The sequence below is a fragment of the Tenericutes bacterium MZ-XQ genome, from assembly GCA_002838205.1.
In the GTDB taxonomy this organism is placed as follows: Bacteria; Bacillota_I; Bacilli_A; order Acholeplasmatales; family Acholeplasmataceae; genus Mariniplasma.
The window spans coordinates 1,932,769-1,944,288 of the sequence record CP017950.1; the positions used below are offsets into that span (position 1 = coordinate 1,932,769).

Here is an 11,520-nt window from a genome sequence, read left to right on the forward strand (position 1 = left end):
GTAGAACGACAGTTTACTTTTATAAGGAGAGTTTATGAAACGAGAAGAAAAAAAACAAAGATTATACCAACATATACTAGATCAAACGCTTAAATTATTAGAGCATAAATCTTGGTCAGCAATTACCGCAGAAGATATTGTTAAACAAGCTGAAGTAAGTAAAAGAACGCTATATGCTTATTTTCCTAGTATACATCTCATTTATTTAGCTCTTATCAAAAAGTCATTCGAACAGAGAAATGCATATTTAGATGCTCACATGGATTTAGATCAAGAGATTAAAACCTTATTATATAATCTTGCAAAGCATATTATGACTTTTTCTTTGAGTTCAAGTATTGAAGCAAACCTCATCAATCAATACGATGAAAATCTTTATATTGAACAATATCCAGTTCATGTAAAAGAAATCAGTGATATTGCTAATAAATATGAGTTAAGCCAATTATTCATCAATAAGGAACTAGACACAAATATATACAACAAATATCTAGCTATTTTTTTGTGGAGTTCGATTACAGGATGGATAGATATTATCAAAAGCAAAAAAAACTGGCTAACAACTTACTTTCAAAGTGACATAGATAAACTCTATGAAGAACACTTAAACATATTAAATAAATTTTTGGAGACATTATGAAAAAAAGAACGATTAAAAGCATTGTAATGGTAGTGCTCATTGCAATGATAACAACATTAGCACTTATTCCAGTTATCAATGGTGCACTTGAACCAGTCAAATATGACCTATCAAAAGATATCTATGATGACGAAAGCGCATATATGACTGAAGACCAATTCCATTTGATAAAAGCAGGTATGTCATCTGCTAGTAGTCATAACATGCAGCCATGGTTAGTTAAGATTGTAGATGAAAGCACGTTTGAGGTATATATCGATCAAAGTAAATTGTTACCCGTTGTTGATCCAAACAATTATCAAACATTGATGAGTATCGGCGGATTTCTCGCAAACATAGATGATGAGGCTTCATCAAGAGGTATGATGATTGAAATATCATATGCTGAGAATATTGACTTCGAACTTGAAAGTCCAAAGGTTGCTACCATTTCAATCATCCAAGGTACTACAATGAACCCAACAGACATAAGATCAGGTTCAACATATCAAAATGATGGTGATAGTTTAAATCAACAGACTTCATTTAACCCTCAACAAGAAATGGATAGATTTTTTGAACAAGGATATACCATTGATCTTATCAAAGATGAACAATTAGAAACATTCAAAGCATTTTTATTAGAAGGAACCACAATTGAATCTACGGATCAAGCTGCAATGGATGAACTCTTATCGATTTTTAGATTTTCTCGACATTCAAAAAATGTGTTTAGATATGGTCTATCACTTAACACAATCTCAAGACCAATGCAATTCTACATTGAATCATTAGTTGGCATGACATCAAACTGGGAGTCTTTTGGAAAATCTTCAATAACAACATTTGAAAAAAGATTAGCTTCTGAGTTTTCGTACTTCGTTATTTCGAAAGAGCAACCATCTCAACTTGATTACCTTCATGTTGGCTACTTATCACAATGGTTATCATTAGAACTCTCATATGTAAATCTAAGACCTGCAGTACAACTGATAGAACCATTACATGGCATGAATCAAGTCTTAACAGACGCAAAAGAACAATTAAACATAACAAATGAAGTTATGCTGATTATTGGTGTCAAATGGTCAGAACCATCAAAAGCATATGAATCCATTCGCCATCAAGTCATGGACATAATCTTGTAGTGTAGAATCTATATTTAAAAATCTTAAATATTATAGAACATTAGTTGATTCCTATAAATCAAAAAGCATCCTATTTATGGATGCTTTTTCATATATTAAGTTCTTATCAAATTACACGAATTATACTTTGATTCGTTTAAGTTATAGAGAATCAAAAGTTAATCTTTATTTCAATAAGTTTTTGAAGCAAAGCCATATCTTGATGACTATGAATCTCATACTGAAAAGACTTTCCTTCAGCATATTGTTTAGATTCTTTTAGTGTTTCACTCACTTGACTCAGCATGATATCATCTTCGATTTGCATGATTGCTTTAGTTCCAAATACTAAAACACACGTAAAAAATCCTTGATTCGGATAAAGAAATATAAGGTTGCGCTCAACTTTTCCATTGATTAAAATAATTTTTTTGCACCAACCGGTTTTTTTTGAATAAAATTTCCATTCAACTCGGATAGTACCATAGTCCATAATTAATGATTCAATCGCTGTCCAAAAAATGTGATTTTCATTCAATGTTGTTTGGACTTCTTCTTCAGTTGGATGTTTACTTTTATCTGTATATACACTTAACATTATGCTTCCTCCAAAAATAGGCTTTTTTAATGAATTAGAAAATCTGTAAATGATCCATTATATGAATCATTTTTTGTAAAAAATATTTGCACAGTCAATACAAAAAATACATTTTCATCTTTACTTCAGATTGTCAAACTAATTCTTATGAACCCTATTCTAAAAAATATCACAAAATTTATTTATATAAATTAACTGTTGTTTATAATAAACATATTTTTATTTTATAATCTTTATCGATTTTTTTGACTTCACTTAAGCATTTATATAAAATGATAATCGCATAACAACTATAGCAAAGGAGAAAGAGAATATGCACAAAATTTTTGCATTATCATTAATGCTTGTTGTGATTTTCACACTATCCGCTTGTCAACTAAACCAAGCAGGTGAAGAATCATTAACTATATACACTGAGCGTCATTACGACACCGATCAAATTTTATATGATCAGTTCACTGAAGAAACTGGCATAAAGATTAATCTTGTTCGTGATGAAGCAGATAAGTTGATTACTCGTCTTGAAAATGAAGGCGAAGACACAGAAGCTGATCTATTAATTATTGTAGATGCTGGTCGATTAGGAAGAGCAAAAGAACTTGATTTATTGCAACCAGTTGAATCAACGATTATAGATGAAAATGTACCCGAGAGTTATCAAGATCCAGAAAACTATTGGTATGCTTTAACCATGAGAGCAAGAGTGTTTGTTTATCATCCAGATCGCGTATCTGAAAACGAGTTATCAACATATGAAGATTTAACAGATCCTAAATGGGAAGGTCGTATTGTAACACGTTCATCAACTAACATCTACAATCAATCTCTTATGTCTTCATTTATTGAACTATGGGGTGAAGATGAAGCATTATCATGGGCACAAGGTCTAACTGCTAACTTCGCAAGAAGTCCTCAAGGTAATGACAGAGATCAAGCAAAAGCAGTCGTTGCTGGTGAAGCAGACCTTGCAATCATGAACACATATTATATCGGTAAAATGTTATACTCAAGTGATCCACTTGAAGTTGAAGTTGCTGAAACTGTACGTGTGTTTTTCCCAAATCAAGAGACTACAGGCACACACGTTAATGTCAGCGGTATTGGTGTTGTTAAGCATTCTGAAAAACAAGAAAACGCAATCAAACTCATTGAATACCTAACATCAGTTGATGCTCAATCATCTTATGCAAACGCAAATTATGAATTTCCTGTAAACCCATTAGTTGCTCCACATGAATTACTTGCATCATGGGGTACATTTAATAAGCAAAACATTACTCTAGATACATTACGTGAACATGCAACTTTAGCTGCAATGCTCATGAATCAAGCAGGTTGGGTATAAGAAAAAAAGGTGGCATCTGTGAAGAAATATATCAAATATAAAACAGATATATTTACCATATTAAGTATTATAAGTGGCATACTCATATTATTGCCGCTTTTTAATATTTTAGTTGAACTTTTTAGTCCAACAACTCCAGAGTGGATCCACATTAAAACATATTTACTAAGGACATATATTACAAACACAGTCGTATTAGTTCTATTGGTATCTGTCATCGCAATCACTTTAGGTTTATTTTCAGCATATTTTATATCTAGATTTGAATTTAAAGGTAGAAAACTACTGAGTTGGTTACTCGTCTTACCGCTAGCTGTTCCAGCATATATCGCAGGTTATATCTATGCAGATATGACAAGTTATACTGGCACACTCACTCGACTACTTGGTTTTCTTGGTATTGATCATTCTATAAACATCATGCATACTTTTGGAGCATCCGTCATCTTTGCGTTCACCTTATATCCATATGTATATCTTCTGTCTTTATCAAGTTTATCTAGACAAAGTTCTAATTATAATGACTCAGCTAAACTTTTAGGTGCTAACTCCTTTAGACGTTTTATGACAGTCACTTTACCTCTGCTTAGACCAGCACTTGTTGCTGGTAGTCTACTTGTTATTCTTGAGACATTAAATGATTATGGACTTGTCCAATATTTTAATATTCGAGTGTTTAGTTTTGCGATATTTAATGCCTGGTTTCAACTAGGAGATGTCACATCTGCCATAAGACTTTCAGCCTATTTAATGCTTACAGTCTTCATGATCATCCTTATCGAAAGAGCCTTAAGAGGTAAAAAGAAATACCATATGCCAAGCAAATCAAAACTTATCTCAAGACAAAAGCCGAAATTACCATTAAAGATTTTTATATACTTCTTTTTACTCACAATTCTTTTCATTGGATTTTTCATTCCTGTTTTACAGATGCTGTATTATTTATTCTTAACAATAAAAACAACTTTAACAGAAGGTTTACTCATTATCACTTTACAAACGATCATTTCCGCAATCATTGCGACTTCAGCAATCGTCATCATCGCAGTAATCATGGTAAACTTTAATCGTTTGAAAAAAAGAAAACCACTGCATAAATACTGGGTGAAAATCTCTAACTTAGGCTATGCGATCCCCGGAGCTGTTATCGCTGTATCCATTCATATCTTTTTTGTGGATTTAGATCGTTTATTATCACCTATTTATAGGTTCTTCAATCCAGATAGTCCAACCTTAATCATTACAATGAGTGTATTTACACTACTATTTGCCTATGTCATTAGATTTCTAAGCATTGGATTTAATGCAGTTGAAAGTCAATATGAAAAAGTTGGTACACATTTTACAGAATCAGCTTACATGCTTGGGTCATCAAAACTAAAAGCTCTCATCACAGTTGACATACCGATGATTTATCCAGGATTAATTACAGCATTTATATTAGTGTTTGTTGATGTCATAAAAGAACTACCATTAACATTAATATTAAGACCCACAAATTACGATACTTTAGCTACAAGTGCTTATGTCTATGCGAGTAACGAGATGATTCAAGAAACATCAATGCCATCACTCATTCTCATATTAATCGCATCAACATTGATATTTATCATAACACATTATAAAAAAGGGGTGTTTAGCAATGTCCATTAAATTAGAAAACATACATTTTAAATATGAAAAAGAACACCCTATTCTTACAGGATGTTCATTAACAGTAACAAACGGAGATATCGTTGCAATCCTTGGTCAAAGCGGATCTGGAAAAAGCACATTACTTAGAGTTTTGGCTGGACTTGAAAAACCGGACGCAGGTATAATCACTTTAGATGATGTTGTTTTAAATGATATTCATCACTTTGTTGATCCTAGCCTTAGAAAGATTGGTATGGTCTTTCAAGATTATGCATTATTCCCACATTTAAACATCGAAAAAAACATTGCATATAGTTTATCGAAAAAATCAACTATAGAAAAAAACAAAATCGTTGATGAGTTACTCGAACTCATAGAGCTCAAAGAAAAAAAGGGCTATTATCCTCACGAGTTATCAGGAGGACAACAGCAACGTGTTGCGCTAGCAAGAAGTTTAGCAGCAAATCCTAAAGTACTTCTTCTTGATGAACCATTTAGCAACTTAGACGCTGATCTAAGAGCTCAAATAAGACAAGATTTAAAACGTATTTTAAAGGAAAAAAATATAACCTGTATATTCGCAACCCACGATTTAGCAGATGCAATTGATATTGCAGATCATATTTATCAAGTTAAAAATGGAATCATAGAATATATGAAAAACACGGAATAGTACCCGTGTTTTTTTATTTGACTAAAACCGATTCAAGTTGATCAGTTATATCTTTTAAAGACTGATCTTTGAGACATTTAAAATATAACGATCTTAGTAATTGCTTCACATTATTTTTACATATAATATCATTTGGGAGAGGTAATTGTTCATCCATATGCAGCATATCATCAATCCACTTAAACACAAACTCATTTGACAATATCTTTCGATCAAGTCCGGTCTTTAGTGCTATTGCCAAACGCTCATCTTCATTAAACATATAAAAATGATGTTGATCTTTTATTTTCTTGCTAACTGCATGAAACATCAACTCAAGTTTCGATGCATCAAACCATGATAACCCCATAAACATTTTAATTAAATCAGCACTATGTGCTATCGCATGAACCCATCCAAGTTTACTGTCATATCCTGTTAACATCTCTTCTTTTGAGAAATATAACATAAACCTATCAAAAGTTTCATGGATCAACTGTTTAGATATGACATCATCTCTTTGATGAACATAAACGAAAATAACAAGTTGCAAAACTGTAAAACTTCTTTTTAAAACACTATTTTGATGTTGATTACTCATATCATAGAACAAGAAATTATCACTGATCAACCGAGAAAGGTATTTTTCTAAAGTTTTATCATCTAGTAATTGATCATGAAACACATGTGCGAGCACTTCATAGACAAGATGATCTCTAATATAAGGATCTTCATGTCCTATGTTTTCTAACAATGCTTTTATAAGTGCTTGAATATCCACTTTAGAAAAATCAAATTTGCTTTCTTTAATATTCTCTAAATGTTTAATCATTTGTTTTTCCATCTTTACTCTCCTCGTAAAAATTTATTTTCATGACTATTTTAGAACATGCTTCTTCATTGCTTTTGTAAAACCTTCATTGTCATAAGTGTCAGTAATATCATCTGCAACTTTTTTTAAATCTACATGTCCATTGCCCATAGAAATACCTAAACCTGCAGTTTTTATCATCGTAATATCATTTTCTTGATCACCGATTGCAAGCACATCTTTAATATCAACATGTAGCAAATCGGAAAGTTTTAAAACTGTTCTTCCTTTATGAGATAAGTGATGTCCTATATCTAAAAAGAAAGGTCGACTTTGAACCATTGATATACCTTTTGTATCTAACAAAAACTGTTTAAGTGTTTTGATCTTCTCAATCGTATCATCAATGACAAGTATTTTAAAAACACCTGTTTTGATATAGTCTTTAAGTTCACATTTCTCTACAATATGCGTATCAAACACACCAATTTTTTCATGGATTTTGATTGCTGCTTGTTTGGTTGTAACTACATCTTTGGTTGTATACATTAAGAAGTCAAGATCTTCTTCAAAACATCTATCTATGATTCGATGAAGTATGCCTTCAGGTAGAACTTCTTTATGTATAATTTTATTATTTTTAAAATCATAGATAATCGCACCATTACCGCAAATCACAGGTAAATCAATTTCTAATCTTTCTACGAGTTCTTTAGTTGCTACCATATGTCTACCTGTTGCGATTGTAAACATAATGCCTTGTTCTCTTAATTTTTTTATTGTTCTTAATGTCTGATTTGATACATATTGCTTATGTACCAAAGTTCCATCTAAATCTGCGATTACTAGTTTCATGTTTTCACCCACATGTAGTTTATATATTATACTTTTCAAAAAATGTCATTTTTACTTTATCTATACCATTTCAGACAATCATTATCTTTAGATAAACAAAGTGATTAGATACTGAATAACACCGATGAAAGCTCCAAGGAATAACCCAACGATTTCAACAAAACGTAACTCTTTATTCATAAGTCCAAAAATTATTTTCTCAAACTCAACGAAATCTAATGTGTCAATTTTTTCTTTAACCATTTGATAAATATTTAAATGATCAAAACTTGCTTTCTTAAATTCCTCGAGCATTTGATTAAACATTTCATCACTATGTTTGTTCATGTATTTTTCTATAAACGGTCTAACTTCTCCACCCATAAACATTGCGATCGCTGGTGGGATTGCTTCTGCCAATTTATCAATAATAACTTTTTTCAACTTTTCTTTGATTACATCCATATGTGCTTCATTGAGTAATTGATCCATCATAGCCTCTTTTGACAACAACTCTTGTTCAATAATTTCAGCTAACGAGACAGCGATTTGGTCTTTTCTCTTTGGAAAAACCCCTTGAATCTTAAACCCTAAAACATGATGTGGATTGATTGGTCTAAAAAGCATCTTAATAGCGATTTTGTTTGTTAGCCATCCGATAAGTCCACCAATAAAGATAAATAATAATAATTTCTCAATTTCCATAATACACCTCATCTTAAATCATTTATCAATAAAATAATCCTAAATCATTATAGCATAATTTGTATAGTTTTTCTCTATAATAGAAGATATCTGTTTTCAACTAAAATCTATAATGCTTTATATACTACTATGATAACAACATCTTCACATAGGAATCACGACAAGTCTCAAATTGCTTGGTTTATATATAGTGTTTTTTAAATTCAATAATTAAATATCGATAACCTATTGACACACAATGACTAATTATGATAAATTAAACATGTTTAAATATCTACATATGTGGTCTTTAACACAATAATTTTTTAAATATATACAATGAATGGATGGACTCAAATGATCAATTACAAAAATATCACATTAAAAAGACTTACAAAAGATGACAAACACATCTATTATGAATCTGGATTTAAACATCCTGACGAACAAGTAGACTATCTAACAGGCACAGATAAATCATATTCATATAGTCAAATATCAGATTATGTTGATCATGTGGTCGACCAAAATGATCGCATAGATTTTTTAATTTTTTCTGAGACAAGACTTGTCGGTGAAATTGTGTTTAGTCACATAGACACATTAACTAAACATTGTGATTTTAGAATTGCGATATTTAATCAAAGTGACTTCAGTAAAAAGTACGGATCTCATGCCATGAAAGCTGGTCTAGATTATATGATCTCAAAACATGAAATAGTGTCATTCTCTCTAGAAGTTTACACATTTAATCTTCGAGCTATTCATGTTTATGAAAAATTTGGATTTAAAATAATAAGTCGACACAAAGATGCTAAAAATAGAGATTATTACATCATGAGACTTACAACAGAAAAGCATTAACATATATAAATAATACTCAAAGGAGAACAAAATGCATCAAAATCAACTCACTCAAAAACAAAAAGAAACTATATATACTGACCTTGACAATATAAACCTTAAGTGGAAAACCACGTTTTCTTCAAATCCTAAAGCATTAAAAGACTATTACCACCCACAAGCAATCATCTTTTATGAGAACGAGACTCACAAAATAGGCGATGAACATATCATCAACACTTATCTTAGAATGAATAATAATCAAAAAACGATTGATAACCTATCAGTATCTTATCGAGCGGTACTCAATGGCAATCAAGATATTGTTTATGAGTCAGGACACTTCTTATTATCCACCAAAGAGATATATCAATATATGGTCATATGGTCAAAAAAAGATTCTATATGGTACCGTGAACTTGAAGTCCTAGCAAGATATAACCCTCAAGAAATCAATGAAGATCCTCTTAAACCTTTAAGAGATCAGTGGGGTATCATAGCAAGCAATCAAGGTTGCAAAGCTTTGATTGAAAATTTATATACAAAAGACTGTGTCTATTACAATCAGGGTAATGTTTATACTGGTCACGAGCAGTTAAATCAAATGTATTCTTATATGAATCAACCAGAATATACTGTTCATTTAAAAAAAGATTTCAGCGTTGTTGTAAATGCATCCTTAGCATATGAAATAGGAACATGGATCCTCCCAAACTATCAAGACAAATACTTTGTGATTTGGATTAAAGATCGTGATGGTTTATGGAAAATGAAATTAGATTCAAACTGGTAAATAATAATTCACATCTACAACTCATGTTTTTAATAAGCGGTTTACCGCTTTTTTTCTTGTTTTTTTAGTGAGAGTAACACCCCAAGAACAATCGATAAATAACTTGCCATGAGTACTCTATATGTAGAAGGCAACATAAATGTAATCGTATGTGCAGGAATCCAAAATAACGGTATAGTTTTCATAATCACGAATGAAAAGAAAAAATGATAATCTATCTTTTTCACAACATCATCAAAACGAACAGTTACTATTTTTTTAATTGATCCTTCTCCTAAGTCAATATATGTATCTGTGAATCTATGAAACATCATAAATGTAGGTGCAAATATGACATTCATTGAAAAACTAATCATAAATGCATAAATAAGTTTATTTAGAAACTCATTTTCGAAAATAATTTGATTGTTAAATATTGTTTTTATACCTCCATCAAATAGTGGAAACACAAAAACAAATACCATCCCTAAAAAGCCCCAGATGATTGCTTTAATATAAACTCCAGGATCTCTAAAATAATATCCAGTTCTAATTCTTTTAACTAAAATCTCACCCATACTGGCTAGAATCATCGTTTTTAGAAAACCCATAGCATAAGGAAAACGCGTTGTTAGTTCTACAAAAATTTGATTTGTCCTCGGTAAAAATACAAACAATGATATGAAAAGCAAAATACATCCCCAAATAAAATCTTTAATTTTCATAAGTCACCTCGAATATATCTATACTCATGATAACTTATAAATAAAAATTTCACAAGAAAAAAAGGCACTAGGCCTTATATCTTTATAAATATGGGTTTTCTTTTTTCAAATACAGTGATTTCATCAAATCCTGCTTTTTTAAGTAATGCAATCGCTTCATCAAATCCAAAATAGTAATCTTTAACATAATGAGCATCAGACCCAAAAGTCACAATCTTTCCACCAAGTCTTTTATATGCTTTCATAATATCTAAAGAAGGATGAACAGAACCTAATCCATATCTAATACCTGAGGTATTAATCTCCAACCCTTTACCTTTTTCAATTAATACCTTTAAAAACATCTCAATCGTATCCTTGTGATCTTCATAGTTATACTTACGCTCATCATATGTTCCCCATCTAATAATATAATCGATATGTCCAAACACATCAAAATTTTCGTAGTTTTGTACCGTCTCTAAGCAGATTTCAAAGTATCTTTGATAAGCTTCTTTTTGAGATTTTCCTCTATAAAAATCTAGGTTATAAAAATCCAATCCATCTCCTGAATGAATCGAGCAAACAACAAACTCAAAGGGGTATCTGTTTAAAAACTCATTAAGTCGATCATTTAAATGGGGTCTATATCCAATTTCAACACCTACCGCAAGTGGAAAGTTTTCCTCTTTTTCGACTTTCTTCAAATCGATCATGTATCTATCATAATCAATTAAGTCGTCAAAAAGTTCTGCTACACTATCAAAATCTACATGATCTGTAAACATAAGTTTTGAAATACCCATCGATTTAGCTTTTTTAACATATGCTTTAAATGTCGCATTTGGATCTGCGTCAGGTGAATAATTGGTATGCATGTGTTGATCAATGATTTT

Annotated in this window: 13 protein-coding genes; 7 read left to right on the forward strand and 6 right to left on the reverse strand. The window is 31.1% G+C overall.

What is annotated here, in order from left to right; translation table 11 throughout:
* Positions 1–34: 34 nt before the first annotated feature.
* Together BK011_09515 and BK011_09520 are read left to right on the forward strand one after the other, a co-directional pair.
* Positions 35–640: a hypothetical protein gene (locus BK011_09515; protein AUD65910.1), complete on the forward strand. Its 606-nt coding sequence runs from the start codon at positions 35–37 to the stop codon at positions 638–640.
* On the forward strand, positions 637–1,767 hold the full coding sequence (locus BK011_09520) for a hypothetical protein (GenBank protein AUD65911.1): 1,131 nt from the start codon (positions 637–639) through the stop codon (positions 1,765–1,767). The genes BK011_09515 and BK011_09520 overlap by 4 nt, the downstream gene beginning before the upstream one ends.
* Positions 1,768–1,918: 151 nt before the next feature.
* On the opposite strand, the gene BK011_09525 is transcribed toward BK011_09520, so the two are convergent.
* Positions 1,919–2,344 carry a hypothetical protein gene (locus BK011_09525; GenBank protein AUD65912.1) on the reverse strand — a complete coding sequence of 142 codons (426 nt, stop codon included), beginning with the start codon at positions 2,342–2,344 and terminating at the stop codon, positions 1,919–1,921.
* Positions 2,345–2,657: 313 nt separating this feature from the next.
* Between BK011_09525 and BK011_09530 the strand changes: the two genes are divergently transcribed.
* Genes BK011_09530 through BK011_09540 form a run of 3 tightly spaced genes read left to right on the forward strand, consistent with a single transcriptional unit; the run spans position 2,658 to position 5,997 of the window.
* A complete protein-coding gene (locus BK011_09530) occupies positions 2,658–3,689 on the forward strand; it encodes a Fe(3+) ABC transporter substrate-binding protein (protein ID AUD65913.1) in 1,032 nt (343 codons plus the stop codon).
* An 18-nt stretch (positions 3,690–3,707) separates the two neighbouring features.
* Entirely contained in the window at positions 3,708–5,342 is a 1,635-nt protein-coding gene (locus BK011_09535) for a hypothetical protein (GenBank protein AUD65914.1), read from the forward strand.
* Positions 5,332–5,997, forward strand: a complete 666-nt coding sequence (locus tag BK011_09540) for an ABC transporter (GenBank protein AUD65915.1) — start codon at positions 5,332–5,334, stop codon at positions 5,995–5,997. Before BK011_09535 ends, BK011_09540 begins: the two co-directional genes overlap by 11 nt.
* Positions 5,998–6,010: 13 nt before the next feature.
* Here the strand turns inward: BK011_09540 and BK011_09545 are convergent, their stop codons facing one another.
* From BK011_09545 to BK011_09555, 3 genes are all read right to left on the reverse strand, one after another.
* Positions 6,011–6,820, reverse strand: a complete 810-nt coding sequence (locus tag BK011_09545; protein AUD65916.1) for a hypothetical protein — start codon at positions 6,818–6,820, stop codon at positions 6,011–6,013.
* Between the two features lie 33 nt (positions 6,821–6,853).
* Complete coding sequence (locus BK011_09550; GenBank protein ID AUD65917.1) at positions 6,854–7,642, reverse strand: hypothetical protein; 789 nt, start codon at positions 7,640–7,642, stop codon at positions 6,854–6,856.
* An 87-nt stretch (positions 7,643–7,729) separates the two neighbouring features.
* Positions 7,730–8,326 carry a hypothetical protein gene (locus BK011_09555; GenBank protein ID AUD65918.1) on the reverse strand — a complete coding sequence of 199 codons (597 nt, stop codon included), beginning with the start codon at positions 8,324–8,326 and terminating at the stop codon, positions 7,730–7,732.
* A 336-nt stretch (positions 8,327–8,662) separates the two neighbouring features.
* Between BK011_09555 and BK011_09560 the strand changes: the two genes are divergently transcribed.
* Positions 8,663–9,169: a hypothetical protein gene (locus BK011_09560; protein AUD65919.1), complete on the forward strand. Its 507-nt coding sequence runs from the start codon at positions 8,663–8,665 to the stop codon at positions 9,167–9,169.
* Between the two features lie 31 nt (positions 9,170–9,200).
* The gene (locus BK011_09565) at positions 9,201–9,941 is read left to right on the forward strand and encodes a hypothetical protein (protein AUD65920.1); all 741 of its coding nucleotides are present in this window, start codon (positions 9,201–9,203) and stop codon (positions 9,939–9,941) included.
* A gap of 41 nt (positions 9,942–9,982) precedes the next feature.
* Here BK011_09565 and BK011_09570 read toward each other — a convergent pair whose 3' ends face one another.
* Positions 9,983–10,645, reverse strand: a complete 663-nt coding sequence (locus BK011_09570; GenBank protein AUD65921.1) for a hypothetical protein — start codon at positions 10,643–10,645, stop codon at positions 9,983–9,985.
* 74 nt (positions 10,646–10,719) lie between these two features.
* Positions 10,720–11,517: a hypothetical protein gene (locus BK011_09575; protein ID AUD66188.1), complete on the reverse strand. Its 798-nt coding sequence runs from the start codon at positions 11,515–11,517 to the stop codon at positions 10,720–10,722.
* Positions 11,518–11,520: the final 3 nt, after the last annotated feature.

Bases quoted from the DNA above. Each gene is read 5' to 3' on its own strand.
- BK011_09570 (AUD65921.1), bottom strand. From the start codon at position 10,645: ATGAAAATTAAAGATTTTATTTGGGGATGTATTTTGCTTTTCATATCA.
- BK011_09545 (AUD65916.1), bottom strand. From the start codon at position 6,820: ATGGAAAAACAAATGATTAAACATTTAGAGAATATTAAAGAAAGCAAA.
- BK011_09555 (AUD65918.1), bottom strand. From the start codon at position 8,326: ATGGAAATTGAGAAATTATTATTATTTATCTTTATTGGTGGACTTATC.
- BK011_09565 (AUD65920.1), top strand. From the start codon at position 9,201: ATGCATCAAAATCAACTCACTCAAAAACAAAAAGAAACTATATATACT.
- BK011_09530 (AUD65913.1), top strand. From the start codon at position 2,658: ATGCACAAAATTTTTGCATTATCATTAATGCTTGTTGTGATTTTCACA.
- BK011_09560 (AUD65919.1), top strand. From the start codon at position 8,663: ATGATCAATTACAAAAATATCACATTAAAAAGACTTACAAAAGATGAC.
- BK011_09540 (AUD65915.1), top strand. From the start codon at position 5,332: ATGTCCATTAAATTAGAAAACATACATTTTAAATATGAAAAAGAACAC.
- BK011_09520 (AUD65911.1), top strand. From the start codon at position 637: ATGAAAAAAAGAACGATTAAAAGCATTGTAATGGTAGTGCTCATTGCA.
- BK011_09550 (AUD65917.1), bottom strand. From the start codon at position 7,642: ATGAAACTAGTAATCGCAGATTTAGATGGAACTTTGGTACATAAGCAA.
- BK011_09515 (AUD65910.1), top strand. From the start codon at position 35: ATGAAACGAGAAGAAAAAAAACAAAGATTATACCAACATATACTAGAT.
- BK011_09525 (AUD65912.1), bottom strand. From the start codon at position 2,344: ATGTTAAGTGTATATACAGATAAAAGTAAACATCCAACTGAAGAAGAA.